Annotated in this window: 12 protein-coding genes; 4 read left to right on the top strand and 8 right to left on the bottom strand. The window is 63.2% G+C overall.

Going from position 1 to position 16,982, the window contains the following annotated elements; all coding sequences use genetic code 11:
* Nucleotides 1-4: 4 nt before the first annotated feature.
* From AC1DQ3_RS00900 to AC1DQ3_RS00880, 5 genes are all read right to left on the bottom strand, one after another.
* On the bottom strand, nt 5-1,378 hold the full coding sequence (locus AC1DQ3_RS00900) for a hypothetical protein (protein WP_477118279.1): 1,374 nt from the start codon (nt 1,376-1,378) through the stop codon (nt 5-7).
* Complete coding sequence (locus tag AC1DQ3_RS00895) at nt 1,372-2,550, bottom strand: glycosyltransferase family 4 protein (RefSeq protein WP_477118278.1); 1,179 nt, start codon at nt 2,548-2,550, stop codon at nt 1,372-1,374. Before AC1DQ3_RS00895 ends, AC1DQ3_RS00900 begins: the two co-directional genes overlap by 7 nt.
* A 3-nt stretch (nt 2,551-2,553) precedes the next feature.
* Nucleotides 2,554-3,861: a hypothetical protein gene (locus tag AC1DQ3_RS00890; RefSeq protein WP_477118277.1), complete on the bottom strand. Its 1,308-nt coding sequence runs from the start codon at nt 3,859-3,861 to the stop codon at nt 2,554-2,556.
* A 60-nt stretch (nt 3,862-3,921) separates the two neighbouring features.
* Nucleotides 3,922-5,109, bottom strand: coding sequence for a glycosyltransferase (locus AC1DQ3_RS00885; protein ID WP_477118276.1), 1,188 nt, complete (start codon nt 5,107-5,109; stop codon nt 3,922-3,924).
* A 65-nt stretch (nt 5,110-5,174) separates the two neighbouring features.
* A complete protein-coding gene (locus tag AC1DQ3_RS00880; protein ID WP_477118275.1) occupies nt 5,175-6,002 on the bottom strand; it encodes a class I SAM-dependent methyltransferase in 828 nt (275 codons plus the stop codon).
* Between the two features lie 384 nt (nt 6,003-6,386).
* Here AC1DQ3_RS00880 and AC1DQ3_RS00875 point away from each other — a divergent pair, with 384 nt between their 5' ends.
* On the top strand, nt 6,387-7,112 hold the full coding sequence (locus AC1DQ3_RS00875; protein WP_477118274.1) for a polysaccharide deacetylase family protein: 726 nt from the start codon (nt 6,387-6,389) through the stop codon (nt 7,110-7,112).
* 54 nt (nt 7,113-7,166) lie between these two features.
* Here AC1DQ3_RS00875 and AC1DQ3_RS00870 read toward each other — a convergent pair whose 3' ends face one another.
* Nucleotides 7,167-8,222, bottom strand: coding sequence for a glycosyltransferase family 4 protein (locus AC1DQ3_RS00870; RefSeq protein ID WP_477118273.1), 1,056 nt, complete (start codon nt 8,220-8,222; stop codon nt 7,167-7,169).
* A gap of 459 nt (nt 8,223-8,681) precedes the next feature.
* Here AC1DQ3_RS00870 and AC1DQ3_RS00865 point away from each other — a divergent pair, with 459 nt between their 5' ends.
* Genes AC1DQ3_RS00865 through AC1DQ3_RS00855 form a run of 3 tightly spaced genes read left to right on the top strand, consistent with a single transcriptional unit; the run spans nt 8,682 to nt 12,474 of the window.
* Nucleotides 8,682-9,773 (top strand): polysaccharide biosynthesis/export family protein, encoded by a 1,092-nt coding sequence (locus AC1DQ3_RS00865; RefSeq protein ID WP_477118497.1) that lies wholly within the window; start codon nt 8,682-8,684, stop codon nt 9,771-9,773.
* Between the two features lie 11 nt (nt 9,774-9,784).
* Nucleotides 9,785-10,249, top strand: coding sequence for a low molecular weight protein-tyrosine-phosphatase (locus AC1DQ3_RS00860; protein WP_477118272.1), 465 nt, complete (start codon nt 9,785-9,787; stop codon nt 10,247-10,249).
* Nucleotides 10,246-12,474: a polysaccharide biosynthesis tyrosine autokinase gene (locus AC1DQ3_RS00855; RefSeq protein WP_477118271.1), complete on the top strand. Its 2,229-nt coding sequence runs from the start codon at nt 10,246-10,248 to the stop codon at nt 12,472-12,474. Before AC1DQ3_RS00860 ends, AC1DQ3_RS00855 begins: the two co-directional genes overlap by 4 nt.
* Before the next feature lie 170 nt (nt 12,475-12,644).
* Here AC1DQ3_RS00855 and AC1DQ3_RS00850 read toward each other — a convergent pair whose 3' ends face one another.
* A complete protein-coding gene (locus tag AC1DQ3_RS00850; protein ID WP_477118270.1) occupies nt 12,645-14,510 on the bottom strand; it encodes an alpha/beta fold hydrolase in 1,866 nt (621 codons plus the stop codon).
* Nucleotides 14,511-14,615: 105 nt separating this feature from the next.
* Nucleotides 14,616-16,952, bottom strand: coding sequence for a polysaccharide biosynthesis tyrosine autokinase (locus AC1DQ3_RS00845; RefSeq protein WP_477118496.1), 2,337 nt, complete (start codon nt 16,950-16,952; stop codon nt 14,616-14,618).
* Nucleotides 16,953-16,982: the final 30 nt, after the last annotated feature.

Raw genomic sequence — 16,982 nt, 5'->3', positions numbered from 1 at the left:
CTAATCAATTGAATTGTTTAGCTTGCGATGAATACCGCTGAACGCCGGGAATAGGGGCACGGCGCTCTTCCAGCCGGGTCACGGCCAAGGTAAATCCGACGAAGAGAAAGCCCAGCACATTGTCGGTGAGTTGTCCTGTCAGCGACCACGACATCAGGCAGAGGATGGCGGTAGGCCACAAGATCAGGGCAAAACAGCGCCCGGTCCGCGCCGCCGCGCGAACCGCCCGGAACAGACCAAGAATGCAGACCAGAAGCTTGAATCCGATGAAAACGTAGCCGAGCAGACCCGTCTCGGCGATGATGCGACCGCTCTCGGTTTCTGCAAGCGTGAACTCTTCATCTCCCCGGAAGCGATTGGCCATATTGCTGGCCTTTCCCATTCCGCTGCCAAGCACGCTTTGCCTGGCGTAAACATCGCGTTCGCCCAGGAAAATGGTTTCCACGCGCTCGTTAATATTCTCGTCTTCGCTCGCGCTCGAAAACCGCTCGCGCGTAGCGTCGAAGGCTGAACTGATTACCACGATCGATATTGCCGTGATCATCGCCGACGCCACACCCCACACCAACGCGCTCCGGCGCCGCCCCGCGCTGCCGTAAAGCAAATTGACCGCAACCGCAATCAGGAAAACAAGTGGCGTCAGAATAACGGCGGCACGCGATCCGCTGACCAGGGAAGAGACAACCAGGCATCCCACGATGGCCAATGAGCGAAGCCAGTTCAATTTGGTGTTGCTGCGGGCGCTCATCACAAATTCCAGTGTGATCGGGCAAGCAATCGCCAGGAACGTTGTGTACCCCTGCGTAAAGGAAAAGGTTCCGGTGGTACGAACAACGCTTTCCACAACTATGAATATTTTATCGACATCACCATCCACCTGCCGATTCAGGAAGCTTCCGGGTGGCAGGAAATGCTGCACCACCGCCAGAGGCGTCATGATCAGCAGCAAAAACAGCACCACCTTGCAAACAGCAGCGATGTCCTGCTCTTGCAGCAGCGCCGCGGCGGCGCAGCCGAACCATAGGTAGAGCAGCCAGAATCGCACGCCGATGACAAAAATCGGGATTGAGCTGAGACCCGCGATCAATTGGATCCCACCCCAACAACACACGATGGTGGACCATAGCAGCAACAGATATACCGAGCGCCGGGCCAAAGTCAGGCCGGCGTGGCGAAATGCATAGTAGATGCCGTATAGCGCCAGGAGGTCACGCGCCATGATCAGCGGCGTCGTTAGCGAATCCGACACCCATTTTCGTGCCGCCCCCTCAAGCACCGCGGTCAGGAGCATCAGAATGAATATCTTGCCGAAATGGGTAACCCGGGCTTGCCCGTCGTTCCGCGTACCCGGCGCGAGAGAGATGGATTGGCTTAGCATAGCGCGGCAATGGTTTTGGCAGCTTCTTGACGATATCTGGCCCAGCTATATCTGGCTCCCGCGAGGCACGCATGCGCTCGCGCCTCTTCGAGTTTGATCCGGTCCAGCGACAGCTCCCGCATGCGTTCATACAGGGCTTGCGCGCTCAGCGGGATGATCCACCCGGCAGCGGGGAACTCATTGAGGATCTCCTTCGCGCCAACCCGGTCCGAGAGAACTACCGGGACGCCGCAGGCAAGCGCCTCGGCCACCACCATGCCAAACGAATCAAAGCGTGACGGCAGCACGAAGCAATCGGCATCGGCAAAAACCTGGAACAGTTCTCGCTGTGGCAGCGCACCCAGGTGGATCACGCCTGGCGTCGCAGCGATTTGAGCGGCAAGAGCCGGCTCCTCAATGGTGCCCGCGATAACCAGCTCCACCTCCGGCATGCTGCTTCTTAGCTTCGCAAACGCCTGCAACAGCAGATCCGAGCCCTTCAGGTAACTCACGCGTCCGGCAAACAGGAAGCGAGTATTCCCGTCTGTACGTCGCCGCGCCAGTCCATCGGGAAGACTGGCGCCAAGCAGGAGCGGCTTCAGCTTGTTCGCCGGTACACCGGCCTCCTCATAGGACTGGGCAGCAAAGGCCGAGCACGTAATAATCAGGTCGGCCAGTGCCACTTCGCCATCCTTTTGTGCATTGATTGCCGCCAGATAACGATTGTCCTGCGCCGGCAGCATTTCCCTGGCTGTGCGGTGATGCACCGCTGGCGCTTCCAACACACATTTGGCACCGATGCGCCGGGCTGCCTGGAAGGTCTTTAGCGCTGAGTTTTCGTAAGCCACCACGATTTCCGGACGGATCGCCTCGACCTGACCCGCAACCCATTGGTCGAAGAGATGGAAAATCCTGTGTGCATAGGCGGAAGGCGACCCTCCCACGCAGCGGTAGAGGCCGAGCTTGAGCATGGCGGGGAAAAACACCGGGTGGCGCCGCAACGCCCTTGGAATGGCGACCTCACGGAGCTTGGCGCGATGTTTCGCCGGCAACCACCAAGGCGGCGCCTCCCCCGGACCGCTGACTGGGACGCCGGACCAGTATTGCCCTAGCAGATCTTGCTCATAAAGCGCCTGAGCCATCTGATGCGAGTGCTGAAGCCCTGGATGCGTAACCAGCGTCTTTATCATCATTCCCTATCCTGTTCGTTTCTCAAGCTGACAAGGGCGTTCGCCAACAACGCTGTCAGGACCAGGACTCACCGCGAAGCCCTCCTTGGCCGGCAACAGCCGGCCGGCGCGAACGGCGCCGATGATCTCGCACAGGACCGCCGCCATCAGCCCCGAGGCAAGCCCGAACTCAAACCAAAGCACACCGCGCAGCGTGGACAGATCCAGAAAATGCGGGGCAACCAGGCACCAGGCCAGTACAACGGGTACTTGTACAAAGGCAAAATGGTTGAGGCCTCGGTTCGCAAGCAGTTCCCAGGCAATAGAGGCCACGCTATATGCGCCGGCACTCAGGCAGGCGATCACCAGCTCGGACGTGAGACTGGCATAATTCGGCCCTACCAGCCACAGCACGGCACCAGGCCATACCACCGCGAGGGTCACCAGGCCGCAGGCAGGCAAGGAAGCCAGAAGTACCCACCCGGCAAAGCGGCTGAGTAGTGCATCTCGCGCTTGTGCGAAGCGCGGGATCGCGTAGGATCCGGCAACCACAGTGACCGGCATCAGCAACTGCGCAATGCGCGACAATGCCCCCAGCGAGGCCGTCTGGCTTGTGACACCGTAGTACGCAACGATGGCAAAGGTCAACTGCGACTGCACGCAGTAGAACGCATCCAGCGGCAGTTGTCGCTTGACGATGGCGCGCATGAACCGACCGTCCTCTTGATCCACGATCGGCGTCGAAGCCGGGATTTCCTGCCTGACCCATCGGCGCACGAACGGTATCCGGGCACCGGCAGCAAGCACATTGACAATCGTGGCCGCAAGCGCGCCCTGCAGGCCCAGCGCGAATAGCAGCCATGAGAGCAACAGCCGGCTCACGGACAGACTGGTATCAAGCGCCTGTAACAGCGGCGCCCGGTTGGCGAAAAGCAGGACTTGATCCACTACCCGCGATTGCATGTCGCAATACCACGTGGCAAGCAGCAAGAGCAGCAGCACGGCAATCAGGCCGGGGCCCGCATGGTTCCGGTCCAGCAACAGCCCCGCCACAACCAGCAGCAGCGGGAGCAGGAATGCCGAAATCTTCCAGCGCTGCAGGAGTGCCACACGTGTTGCCTGTGCCGCACGCGGGCGGTCCGGCCAGGTCCGCCCGAGGATTGCGTTCAGGCCCAGATGGATGCCGCCCTTGGTCAGGATGGCCATGGCGCCCGTTACGACGCCGATCAGCGTATAGATCGCGTAGTCTTCCACATTCAGCCAACGCGCGAGCAAGAAGCCGGTCAGCGCGCCAATGGCCTGCGACAACACCGCGAACACAAGGATTTTCAGCATTCTCACGGCAATTCCACCCCAGGTGTTGCTTCGGCCATGTCCGGCGCGCGGTCCACCAGGCTAACCGGGGACTGCCGATTGACGCAGTAACGGTGCATCCATGGGTCCTCTGATGATGTCGGAAAGTCTTTGCGCCGCCTGTCCCACGTGAAAGCGTTTCTGGAAACATTCCAAGGCAGCTTCACGGATCCGCGCACGCGCATCCGGTGTGGCGGCAAGCCACTGTGACAAGCAGTCCACGGTACCCTGGACCGTGTCTGCGCCAACGATTCCCGCACCATCCGCGGCAATCTCCCGCCAGATGTTCACCTTGTTGGAGATCAGTACAGGCAAGCCGCAACCCAGGGCCTCCGCCACCGCGACACCGAAATTCTCCTGGTGCGATGGCAGGCAGAAAACTTCCGCCGCATGAAAGGCGCCCCACTTCAGATCGCCGGACAACATGCCGGTCCAGCTCACGCGGTCCTGCAGGCCGTGTCGGCCGATACGCTCGGCCAACCGCCTGCGCAGTTCCGGCTCCACCGGCCCCGCCAGTACCAGGTGGAATTGCGCATGCTGTGGCGCCACACTCGCGAAAGCTTCTACCAGCAGATCACACCCTTTCTTCTCGTGAATTCGCCCCAGGAACAGCGCGATGCGTTTTCCACGCAAATCAGCAAACGACGTGAAGAACTGTTCCCGCAGACGACTGGCGTCCAACGGTGGTTGTGCCGTGCCATACGCAGCGACCACTTCCCGGCAGTGATAGGGCCAGAATGCGTTTCTCGCCAGCATCCGCTCCTCACTGCAGGTGAACAAGACGGCCCGTGCGTTTCGCAAGAGCCAATAGTCGCCCACCAGCCAGTACAGGCTCTTCTTGATGTGCTTTAGCGGATACCGATGACGGAACCAGGGATCGAGCATGCCGTGCGGGAAAACGAAATAGGGAACAGACTTCCCGCGCAGCGCCAGCCGGACTGCAAGCGCGTGAAACTGCCAAAGTCCCTCGACGACGACAGCATCATAATCCTCAGCGTGCTCCCGCAGCCATGTCAGCATACGGCGATTGAAGCCGTACTTCAGGCTGGAAGGGCCCATTGCGAACACCTTCATCCCGCTGTTGAGCACGAAGGGAGCATCCGGTGCATCGCCGCAGCAAACGTCGGCTTCAACGCCGCGCTCCCGCAGTGGCAGCTGCAATTGCCGGATGCCCTCGATCGGACCGCCGCCGGCCGGGTCGATGGAAGGGATAACATGGAGCAGTCTCATCTTTCTTGCGTTCCCAGACCTGGTAGAGATTGCACGATTGCAGGATTGCACAGCGACGTCGCCGCTCAAAGCTTGCGGGCGACAAAGTGAAACCAATTGATGCTTGTCAAATCGGCCCCTTCCTGAAGCTCATGCTCGTCGAGATTGCCGAATGTGACCAGGCTGCGCATTCCGGCAAATTCGAGTCCGCGCTTCTGCGCCGCAATTTCCGTATAGACGATCACGATGCCGAATTTATGCGCGGCACAAACACGTATGGCATAGCCGTTGAATTCGCGATTCTGCGGCGCATGGCGCAGGTAGTTGAATGCGGCGATCGGCAGGTTGTAAACGATACGCGCCGCATCGATCCCCACTGCGATCGGGTTCGCCGAGAGCCGCGGCAGGCGCAGGAAGCGCGTGAGATTTTCCCGATAGCTGGGCCCGCGCATATTATGCGTCGAGAACAGAACCATTCCGCCGGGACGCAGCACTCGCGCGATTTCGCTCAGGATGGCGCCGCGCCCCTGGTAGTCGACCGCATCGATACCATTGAAGCTGAACATCACAAGCGCAAAGCTGTTGTCGGCGAACGCCGACATGTCGCGGGCATCCATCTGGTGTGCGCGGACACCGGGATGATTGCGCCGACAGAGCGCCACCATTTCCGGCATGTAGTCGATCGCCGTGTAATCCTGGCTGATAGCCGTCAGCAGGGGCACCGTCCTGCCGCCACCCACGCCAATATCGAGAATCGGCTGGTTCCGGACCTCATCGGCCATCCACCGCACGGCGGCGGCCTCCCCAGGATCGGTCCAACCCTGAAGTGATCCAAACCAGTGTCGCGCTCCCCAACTACTCCACGCCTTTCGGTTGATCCGGTCCTGAACGGTGTCTGCGGTGTCTGCTTTCATGCCAACCTCACATGGACGGGCCGTGAAACGGATGCTTTCCCGCCTCTCGCGATCGTGTCGGTAAGCAGGCCGCTTTGCCTGCACGCCGACAGGATGCAGCCGGCTGCCGCTTGCATCTGTTCGCTCGCACACGGATGTACCGGTCATGACGCCGGACCCGCAATACGAGGCCGGACGACACGCCAGGATAGCCGGCCCGAGTACCTGGTACGGCCACGATCATCACAGTGGAATGTGGCAAGCCGCACAAAGCATCGGCGCCCCGGTCTCCCCTGGCGGACGCGCATGGAATACCCTTGAGGTTCCCGAGCCTTCGCGCCGAGGCCTGTTCACCCGGTCCGGCAAGACCGGAGCGCCCAACAGCCACACTGCTGCCAGCTTGCTATGTCCATCCCGATTCTTACCTACCATCAGGTCGCGGTCCCTCCGCCACGCCGCACTCCGGCCAGAGGGCTGACTGTCCATCCGACAAGCTTCCACCGCCAGATGAGAATGATGCGCGGCCTGGGCTACCGAGGCCTCTCGATGCGTGATCTGATGCCTTACCTGCGCGGCGAGCGGACTGGCAAGGTCTTCGGCATCACCTTTGACGACGGATTCCGCAATGTGCATCAGCATGCTTTGCCGATTCTTGCCGAACTCGGCTTCACTGCAACCAATTATTTCGTGTCGAAGCAATTGGACGGCAGCAATTTCTGGGATCGCGAATTAGGCGTGCCGTCGGCCGCTTTGATGAGCATCGCCGAAATGCGTGAATGGGACAAACTGGGCAATGAGGTGGGCTCGCACACGCTCGATCACGTGAATCTTCCCCGCATTAGCCTTGATGAGGCACGCCGCCAGATCACCGAGTCAAAAGAAGAACTTGAGCAGTTGCTGGGGCGCGCCGTCACTGCCTTCTGCTATCCCTACGGCAGCCAGGAATTGATTCACCGCCAGATGGCAAGGGAAGCCGGATACGACAATGCTACCGTGACGGAACGCGGCCTCGCCCGCGTGACCGACGATCCGTTCGGGCTGCCCCGCGTCAGTGTCTTTTGTGGGACGGATCCTCTGGGATTCCTGCGAAAATGCCTGACGCACCACGAAGACGCCTGGAGAAAAGCCTAGCTCCCAGGCGACGGCCCCCAGCCCTCTGCGCGACGCTGCCTTGCGGTCGGCTGCTCAGGCCGCGGATGTTGCGCGCACCGGGCTTTGGAGCGCCAGCGTGATGGCATCCGCGTACTTCCCGGCTACAGCCAGTCGCGCATGTTCCTGCAGATATTCGGAAATGCCGGGCTCCAGGCGTCTCGACTCGCCCGCCAGTACGGCCTTCATGGCAGTACACAGACCATCCACGCTCGTTTCCACGACCCAGCCGAAAGCGCCGACGGCCTCCGGCAACCCCCCCTGCCTGGTCACGATGACTTCGCAGCCTGCCGCCAGCCCTTCCAGCACGGCGATGCCGAACGATTCGTTTCCGATCGATGGCACCACCTGGCACTGATGGGTGGCGACTATCCGGGCAACTGCCTCCGCCGGCTGGCTGCCTGAAAATGTCACGGCGTCCCGACACCCAAGGCCGGCCGCCAGCGCTGTCAGGGCATCCCGCTCAGGGCCGTCGCCAACGATCGTCAAGCGCACCTCCGGCCGCTCGTCATGGATCCTTGCGAAGCTTTCGATGAGCAGATGTGCCCCCTTCTCCGTGACGAGCCGCCCGACGAAGACGAAACTGCCTTCGTGACGGGAGTTCGCTCCCCTTCTGAACAGATCGTCACGATAACAATTGTGAATGACAAGGTGCTTGCCAGCCAGCCTGCTGGCCAGGTTATGGCTCACGCTGATATTCCGGAAGAAACGGCATAGCCAGCGCTTGACGGCTCCAGCGGAGAATCGATGCATATCGTCGGGCTCCGAGTACGCGCCATGGTGCGTCAATATCATCCTGCGCAGGAGCAGCGTGCCAAGCATGACATCGAAAAACGTGAAGCCGACAAAAAGCGTCAGGTCGCTACTCAGCATGGCGCGGGCTAGGACATCGTATCCCGAGATCCTCAGCACGGGAAAGCTGAAACGCTCGGCATCGCTCTGCGAGCCAGCAGGTGTGCGGGTCGCCAATTGGACCTGGCAACCAAGCTCGGTGAGACCGCTGGCCAGATCCTCCGCATAGCGTTCCATGCCACCCATCAGGGGATAGAACGGGGCACTATAGATCAGTATTTTCGGGAGCGCGGCAGGCATGCTGTTTTCATTCCTTCAATCGGGCCGTTCGAGTACATCCCGGCGCCAAGCCAGGCATCATCGGATGGCGATGTACTTTCGCTCTCAGGCGCTGCGCCGGGCCAACCGTGCACCGAGATAGGCAGGCCCGCAAGTTGCCTTTCCGGCCCTGCGTTCCCGCTGCCATGTGCGCAGCGTAGGTCGCCGGCAGCCCGGATTCCGTGCGGCGACCCACATTGCCCAGGCCCTTGCCCAGGCCCGGGAAGCCGCCGCGGATCCAGCCGGCGCCATGCCACCGCGTCTATGTGCGACAACGAACCGAATCGACGGCCTGGGGTGCCTAGGATGCCCTTACCGGAGGATATGGCATCCCGTGCCGTGTCCATCTGCTACGAGGAGAAAGCAGTGAACACTCTCAGACCCTGCAACGGCTCTTCCATCAGCCAGACTCGTCTGCATCGAACCGTCCTGCACCTGGGCATGCTGTGCGCAACCGCATTGCTGTGCGCCTGCGCCGCTTCGCCAGGCATGTATTTCGATCCCAAGTCATCGGTGAGCGCCGTAGGCCCCGACTCCGTCCCCAACGTGACGCCAATTACACTTGAACTCGTACGGGAAATGCACGCGAAGGCGAGGCCGACCAATGAGGGCGTAGAGGAGCTGTACGCGACACCACAGCCATACCACATCGGTCCCGGAGACATCATCTCGGTGGTCGTCTGGGACCATCCGGAACTGGTTTTCCCCACGCAGACCTATAGCATCGGCGCGGCGTTCGAGATTCCCACTTCCAGCGGAGGCTCGAATGTTCCGGGCTATGTGGTGAGTGCGCAGGGCGACATTCAGTTTCCCTATGCCGGCGTGTTGAAGGTAGCCGGGAAGACGGCCAATGAGGTCCGCGACCAGATGGCTCGCATCCTGTCACGCGTGGTGAAGGACCCTCAGATGACGGTTCGCGTGCTGGGCTTTCGCAGCCAGCGCATCTACGTCGACGGCGAAGTGAAGATCCCCGGCATGCAGGCCATCGATGACGCACCGATGACCCTGGTGGAAGCCCTGAACCGCGCGGGTGGCGTGCTGAACCTGACCGGCGACAACAGCCGCGTGCGTGTCACACGGGGCGAGCATAGCTGGTACGTCAACATGCCGGCCCTGCTCGCCAAGGGCATCGATCCCGCGCGCATCCTGCTACGCTCCGGCGACATCGTGCGGGTTGAGCAGCGTGAAGACAGCAAGGTCTTCGTAACGGGTGAAGTGCTGCGTCCTTCGTCGCTGCTGATGCGTAACGGGCGCATGAGCCTCAACGAGGCGCTCGGCGATGCGGGCGGGGTCAATCCGGGCTCCGCCAATGCAGAGCAGATCTTCGTGATCCGCAAGATGCCCGAAGGCGAGCCAAAGGTATTCCATCTCGACGGCTCGTCCCCCGTAGCGCTGGCCGTTGCCGAAGGCTTCGAACTGGAACCCAAGGACGTGGTCTATGTGGATGCCCGCGAGGTGGTGCGATGGAGCCGGGTCATGAGTCTGCTGATTCAGCCAGTCGTGGGCACAGCGTCTTCAGTCGTTCGCCCCTGAGGGGAGCGCCAATGGTTCGTTCGATCCTTGTCGTCTGCCTGGGCAACACGTGCCGAAGCCCAATGGCGGAAGCCCTGCTCCGGCGCGCCTTGCCGGGATGCGAAATCAGCTCCGCCGGGCTTGAGCCGCCCGACGGCGCCCCGGCAGACCCGCGCGCCGCCCGGCTTCTGGCCGAGGAGGGTTACGACCTCACTGGTCACCATGCGCGCACCGTCGACGCGGCGCTGGTCGCGAACGCCGACCTGGTGCTGGTGATGGACACCGAACAGCGCGATGAACTCGAGAGCAGATATGGGATCGCCTGTGGAAAGACGTTCCGGTTATGTGAATTCGTTCCCGCCGATGTGCCGGATCCGTTCTGCTGCTCGCAGAATATGTTTGCCATCGTGCTCGGTCTGATCAAGCAAGGCGTCGAGTCATGGTCGGCCCGCATACAAAACATGGCACTGGCTAACCAACACGGGGAGGCATCATGAATACTTTCAGTTCGCGGACCGAGGTTCCCGACACCTTGGACGACCGCGGCAAGCCGATCGACCTTACCGCCTATGTCGACGTTCTGGTTCGCTATCGCTGGACGTTCATCGTCATCGCAGGCTTGATCTCCCTGGCGGGCCTGGTCTACGCTCTCCTGGCGACGCCGGTCTACCGGGCCAACATCCTGGTGCAGGTGGAGGATAACAACACCGCTTCCAACTCAACCAAGACGACTCCTGCCGCCGCGCCCGTATTCGACGTCAAGCCGACGGTATCCGCGGAGATCGAGCTGCTGCGTTCGCGCATGGTAGTGGGCAAGGCGGTGGACAATCTGCGCCTCGACATTTCCGCCACGCCGCGTTATTTCCCGATCATTGGACCGGCGATCGCCGGCCACAACGCGCAACTATCCACGCCGGGACTGTTCGGCCGGGGCGGTTTCGCCTGGGGCCAGGAGTCGGTCGAGGTCTCCAGGCTCGACGTCCCCACGAAGCTGGAGGCACAAGCGATCCAACTGACCGCGCTTGGCGACAAGGCGTATCGCCTGTGGATTCCCGGCTACGACGTGCAGGCCAACGGCCGCGTGGGTGAAACGCTGAAGGTTGATACCCCCGCCGGCCCCCTCAGCCTGCTGGTCGACCAGATGATCGGTCGCCCCGGCTCGCTCTTTATCGTTCGCCGTATTCCCCGCGCGGCCGCCATCGATGCATTGCAAGGCGATTTGACGATCACCGAGCGAGGCAAGCAGAGCGGCGTGATCGGCGTTACGCTGGATGGGGCATCGCCACGGATGGTCTCCTCGATCCTTAATGAGATCGGCGGCGCGTATGTTGAACAGAACGTGCGGCGCAAGGGGGCCGAAGCGGAAAAAACCCTCGAGTTCCTGGAGAGCCAGCTGCCGAAACTCAAGCAGCAAGTGGAGGAGTCGGAAACACGCTACAACGCGATGCGCAATCAGCGCGGCACGATCGATCTCGGCGAGGAATCGAAGCTGATCCTCGGCCAGTCCGTCCAGATCCAGACCCGCCTGCAGGATCTCAGGCAAAAGCGCCAGGAATTGATCGCCCGTTTCACGCCCAATCATCCCACTATCGTGATCCTGGACAGCCAGATTGCCAGCCTGACATCCCAGCTGAACGGAGTGAGCGGGAAGATCCAAAAACTGCCGGACGTTGAGCAGAACGTGCTGCGCCTGATGCGTGATGTCAAGGTCAGCACCGAGCTTTACCAATCGCTGCTGAATGACGTTCAGCAACTGAAGCTGGTGAAGGCAAGCAAGGTCGGCACGGCCCGCCTGGTTGATCTGGCGGAGGCGCCGATCATGCCGGTGCGGCCAAATCGGAAGTTGATTCTTGGTGTTTCGACGTTAATGGGCATTGCACTGGCCTTGCTGGCCGTCTTCTTGCGGCGAACCCTCGATGGCGGCGTGAGCGACGCGGACGAGATCGAACAGCGCACTGGGCTCACTGTGTACGCCACCATTCCTTTCAGTCCGCAACAGGAACAGTCCGGCGACAAGGTAATCGGCGAACTACTGGCGTTGCAGCAACCCGGCGACCCGGCAATAGAGAGCCTGCGTGGCTTCCGCTCGGCACTGCAGTTCGCCCTGGCCAACGGCCGCTGCCGCGTGGTGGTCATCACGGGTCCGGCACCGGGAGTGGGTAAATCGTTCATCTGCGCAAACTTCGCGACGGTGCTCGCCGCAGGCGGAAAGCGCGTGGTACTGGTCGACGCCGATCTTCGCAGAGGCGGCCTTAACCATCGTTTCGGCGTGGAGCGCACCCCCGGCCTGACCGAGGTACTGGCGGGAACGCCGCTCGATCAGGCGCTGCATCGTGGCGTGACGCCCGGCCTGGACTTTATCGCGACCGGCACCGAGACCCCGAATCCGGCTGACTTGTTGCTCGACAACCGGCTTGATACCCTGCTCGATGAACTGAAGCGTCGCTACGATATCGTACTGATCGACACGCCGCCGGTGCTGGCCGCGTCCGATGCGGGTATCCTGGCCTCCAAGGCCGGCGCGGTCTTCATGGTGGCCCGTGCGGACCAGACCACCCTCGGCGAACTCGAAAGCGCTGACAAGGCGCTTCGCCAGGCCGGCAGCGAGATCAAGGGCGTGCTGTTCAATGGCTTGCAGATCGAAGGCCGCTGGTACCGCTCGCACTATTACTACGGCAAGTACCGCTATCTCAATCAGTACGGCGACACCAAGCGTGCATAGTCTGACGTTGCCGAAAGCCGGCGCCCCAACGGCGCCGGCTTTCTCGTTGTCCGCCACGCCATCGGGAGCGGCAACGGAACGGGTAGGGGAGCGCATGGATCGCGCAGGGACCGGTAAGCCTGCCCATGCGTCAGTCCGGTCTCTCCGCCGCAAGCTGCGGGCAACGGAAATCAATGATCAGATGAATTGAACAGCCCCATGGCGGGAAAAGATGGCTCGGATACCCGAGCCGCGTCGCGCGGATTACCGCCCGTCATCATTGCAGTCTCGGCGATCAGCTCGGCCTCGTGCCGCATGACATGGCGGACCAGGAACTCGGCAAATGCCTCCCGGCTCTCCGGCAGGAACAGCGAGTGGTCCATGCAAGGCAGCGTCTGAAGCTTCACGCGTTCCAGTGCGCTGATGGCCTTCATGTCGCCCCCGAAGCAGAACGCTGCCTCCTCCAGGCCGACATCGCCCTTGCCGTAGAGAAAATCGATATGCACGCCGCGCCGGTTCAACTCGCCCATCGCATGGCAGGCGAAGCCGCTGACCGTGGTGGTGTCGGCGATGCCGCGCAGCCGTGCCATCAACCTGGCGTGGCGCTCGGCGGCACGCCGCGCGATCCGGCCGGCCAGGCTCGACGCAATCGGCCATGCGCGAATCTCGCCGCGCAGCAGCCGCTGCCAGTTTTCCGGCTTGCGGGCCGCCACCAGGTAGCCTCGTATCGATTGCAGCTTGCTGCCGGCCGAGGCATCGTCCGCGAGATCCCAGCGGAACTTGACCAGGTTAGCCAGGACCAGCCCATTGACGCCCTCGTTGGCGAGCGCAGCGTGCAAGCTGAGGTAGGCGCCCGAGCAGACTCCGGCAAGCACGACGCGCCTGAAGCCGCGCGCTCGTACCCACTCGACCGCGGCGCTGACATCCGCGCACGGCGGCGGCGAATAGATGGATGGAATGCTCATCTGCCGTGCCGCCGCCGGGCTGTCGCCAAGCGCGGACACGTCGAGCCTTAGCGCGGCCACGCCCCGGCGGGCGAGCTGGCGCGACAGCGTGACGAAGATCCTGCCATCGCCAACGTGGTGGTTGCCTCCGGTATTCGGGAAAATCACCGCGGTGTGTGCCGACAGCCTTTTGCTTGGGACGCAAAGGATGCCGAACAGGCGTCCGCCGCCCAGCCAGACCGGCTGCTCGAAACCGCCGTCCACCTGCAAACCCGGTGTCGGCCGCGCACGCGGGACGCCGCTGCGCGTCTGCGGCCGCGCAGGCGCGGCGGCCGGCCGCACCCAGTCGACCAGTTTCCGCCAGGCCCGCTCCGGCACCGCGGCATACTCGGCCGATTGCATCATGCCGGGATACTCGTCAAACGCGGCAAGCTGGACTTGCGCCCCCGCGGCCTGGTAGATTGCCGCCAGCGCCGCTACCGCCGAGGCAGTACCAGGCCAGGCATCCAGCAACAGCACGCGTGGCGCCGGGCAAGCCTGTCTGTACGCCAGATTCAGCGCGCCGATCTTGGCCACGGTTTCCGCCACCAGGCGAAATGCCAGGACTTGCTGCGCACCGTCCTGCGCAGGCGCCACGACAAGATCGGGAATCGCCCTGCTCAGCCAATTGCCGTGGAGCGCCCGCAGTTCACGCAAGTAGGCACGGCCATTGGCCGCCGGCGCCAACAGTATCAGGCCTGCGGCCGCCGTGCTGCAATCGGTGGCCATGACTTCGGCGGCGAGCACCGCAAGGCTTGCGCCAAGACGCAGGCCGCAAAGCACTACCCGCTCGACGCCGGCCAGCTCGCGCAGCCGCGCCGCGGCCGCGACAATGCTGGCCACGGCTTGCTCGACAAAGCGAGGATCGTCCTCGCTGCCGTCCGAGTCGCCGCTGCCCGGATAGTCAAAGCGCAGCGCAGGCAGGCCGGCAGTGGCCAGATCATCCGCCAGGTGGCGCCAGGCACGATGCGACCACATGGCTTCGTGCCCACCCGGCGCGCAGAGGACCACACCGGTCCCGCCGGTCTCGCCGTGAAGCCATCCGACACAGCCGTGCAGTATGACGCGCTTCATGCCAACGCTCTGTCCGTTGCTCATTTTTTTGGGCGCTGCTTTCGTCTCCGCTTGCGCCGGCAAAGCCCACGCAGAAACGGGTACGCTCGCCAACGCCAGGCGGCACTATGATGCCATTCCCTCCGCGCCGGCCGCGCGCTCCAGCTTCGGCACGCTGGGCACGGGCTCGGGCATACCCAGATAGGGATTGATGCTGTTGAAATCGGCCCGGTTGCTGCGCCGTGCCGCCACGCCGTTCAAGATGCCACCCAGCAGCCGCGCGTGCGAGCGGGCCAGGCGCTTGAGCGTCTCTTCGACCTGGTCCGGCGGTGTCTGGTCCGCGCGCACCACGACCAGTGTCGACCCGGCGATATTCGTCACCAGCGTCGCGTCGGCCACGGCCAGCACCGGCGGCGTATCCACGATCACCAGGTCAAAGCGCTTGCCGCACAGACGCAGGCACTCAGCCAGGGCAGGACGCATCAGTAGTTCGGAGGGATTGTGGGGCGTCGCGCCCGTGGTCAGGATCGACAAGCCGCTGACGACGGTGGGGCGCACGGCGGCGGCCAGCGTAAGCTGGCCCGCCAGGATCTCCGACAGACCGCCCTCCGCCGACTGGTCGAACCAGCTCGCCACCTTGCCCCGGCGCAGGTCCGCGTCGATCAGCAGCACACGCTGGCCGGCTTCGGCAAACAGCACCGCCAGGTTGATCGCGGCGAAGGTCTTCCCCGCGCCCGGTGCCGGGCTGGTCACCGCCACCACACCGTCGGCCGCGCTGCGCAAGGCGAAATGCAGCGCTGCGCGCACGCTGCGCAAGCCCTCGACGGCCAGGGAATGCGGGGCGCTTCGCGCCAGCAGGTAGCGGTCGTGCAAGCCCTGACGCAGCAAATGCTTGATGAAGTCCGGGTAGGACTCGTCGATCGCCTCCAGTGCGTGGCCCGGCTCGGGCCCTTCCAGGCGCCCGGCGCACTGCGCGGCGAAGCCGGCGGCGATACCCAGGCGCGCCTTGGCCTCGATGAGCCGGTCCAGCTCTTGCTGCTCGCGGCTGTACGCGATATCCCCGAGCATGGGCATGCCGAGCAGGGCTTCGGCTGCGCTGGCGCTGGCAACAGTCGGCTTCGTGCGCTGGCGTACGCTCACGCAGACAATGCCCAGGCACAGGCCGAGCAGGCCGCCGCCGGCCGTCAGCGGCCAGGGCCCGGACCCCACCGGCGTCATCGGCACCACCGCGCTGTCGACCACGCGGACCTGACTGCTGTGGTCCGAGACGGCCAGCGACAATTCCTGGACCTTGTTGCGCAAGATCATGTACATGTCTTCCGCCACCTTGACATCGCGCGTGAGCGACACCGACTCGCGCTCCGACACCGAGAGATTCTGCATGCGCGCATCCAGATCCTTGCGCTCACGCATCATCTGCGCAATCTTGTTGTCGATGGTGCGCACCTCGTTGGATTCGGTGGTGAAGCGCTGCAGCAATCCGGTCCGCTCCATCTTCAGCGCGGCGATCTGCTTCTGGTAGTCGATGCTGCCGTTGAGATAGGACTGCGCGTCCTGCGAGGGCTGTATCGAACCGGAGCGCGAACGGTAACGTGTCAGCGCGGCTTCGGCGCGCTCCAGTTCGCCCTGCACGCGCGGCAGCTGGCCGGAAAGGAATGCCAGCGTGCTGGCCGCATCGTCGTTGCGCTGCGCCGTGCGCCCCGAGATATAGGAGTTGGCGACACCGTTGAGCAGCGCCGCGGTCAGCTTCGGGTTCGTGCTCTGCCACGCGATGCGCGCCGTACCGGCTTCGCCCTCCTCGCTGCTGACCTTGATCTCTCCCGCGATCGTGCTGACCGTGGCCGCCAGGTCGTGGCGGGTCAAGGTGAAGCGTGTACCGGGCAGCGCGTCGATGCGCTGTACGAGCAACTCCACGCCGTTGCCGCTGGCCGGCTCACCAACCCTGCCCTCCAGCAGCACCGCATCCTCGGAGCGCAGCACGAAGCGTTGCTCCGGCAAGACCTCCAACAGCAGCGGCACGTTGAGCAGGCGCTCCGGCACGCTCATTTTTTCCACCGCGATGCGCTGCCCGCCCCACGCATAGCCGAGGCTCGCCGGCCAAGGCTCGCCGTACTTGCCCGGCGTGGCAAAGCGGGCGGCCAGGCTGCCCAGCAGCGGTGCGCGTACCGGCTCGGCGGAGATATCGAGATGCAGCCTCTCCACCACCGGGCCGACCATCGCGCGGCTTTTCAGCATGCCGACGTCGAAGGGCGCGGACTGCGCGCTGCGCGCCACCCCCTGCGTGACGGCATCCCTGACGCCGATCTGTACCAGCGCCTCGGCGCGGAACTGCTGCGGTGTCGACAGCGCCAGCAGCGCCGCCACCGCGGCACCCGTCAGGCCGGCGGCAAGGATCCAGCCGATATGGTCGAGCAACACACCTGCAGGCGCGATGCGATCCGGCGCGACGCCGGCTAATGACATTTTGCTCACAGCAAATTCCCCCGCTAGGTT

The organism is Cupriavidus sp. 01T418 (assembly GCF_056398885.1).
This window is presented reverse-complemented; position numbering and strand designations above follow the sequence as displayed.

Excerpts from the sequence above, each read along its gene's own strand:
- AC1DQ3_RS00860 (WP_477118272.1), top strand. The coding sequence starts at position 9,785 with ATGGTTCGTTCGATCCTTGTCGTCTGCCTGGGCAACACGTGCCGAAGC.
- AC1DQ3_RS00885 (WP_477118276.1), bottom strand. The coding sequence starts at position 5,109 with ATGAGACTGCTCCATGTTATCCCTTCCATCGACCCGGCCGGCGGCGGT.
- AC1DQ3_RS00845 (WP_477118496.1), bottom strand. The coding sequence starts at position 16,952 with ATGTCATTAGCCGGCGTCGCGCCGGATCGCATCGCGCCTGCAGGTGTG.
- AC1DQ3_RS00890 (WP_477118277.1), bottom strand. The coding sequence starts at position 3,861 with ATGCTGAAAATCCTTGTGTTCGCGGTGTTGTCGCAGGCCATTGGCGCG.
- AC1DQ3_RS00900 (WP_477118279.1), bottom strand. The coding sequence starts at position 1,378 with ATGCTAAGCCAATCCATCTCTCTCGCGCCGGGTACGCGGAACGACGGG.
- AC1DQ3_RS00855 (WP_477118271.1), top strand. The coding sequence starts at position 10,246 with ATGAATACTTTCAGTTCGCGGACCGAGGTTCCCGACACCTTGGACGAC.
- AC1DQ3_RS00850 (WP_477118270.1), bottom strand. The coding sequence starts at position 14,510 with ATGAAGCGCGTCATACTGCACGGCTGTGTCGGATGGCTTCACGGCGAG.
- AC1DQ3_RS00870 (WP_477118273.1), bottom strand. The coding sequence starts at position 8,222 with ATGCCTGCCGCGCTCCCGAAAATACTGATCTATAGTGCCCCGTTCTAT.
- AC1DQ3_RS00865 (WP_477118497.1), top strand. The coding sequence starts at position 8,682 with ATGCTGTGCGCAACCGCATTGCTGTGCGCCTGCGCCGCTTCGCCAGGC.
- AC1DQ3_RS00880 (WP_477118275.1), bottom strand. The coding sequence starts at position 6,002 with ATGAAAGCAGACACCGCAGACACCGTTCAGGACCGGATCAACCGAAAG.
- AC1DQ3_RS00875 (WP_477118274.1), top strand. The coding sequence starts at position 6,387 with ATGTCCATCCCGATTCTTACCTACCATCAGGTCGCGGTCCCTCCGCCA.
- AC1DQ3_RS00895 (WP_477118278.1), bottom strand. The coding sequence starts at position 2,550 with ATGATGATAAAGACGCTGGTTACGCATCCAGGGCTTCAGCACTCGCAT.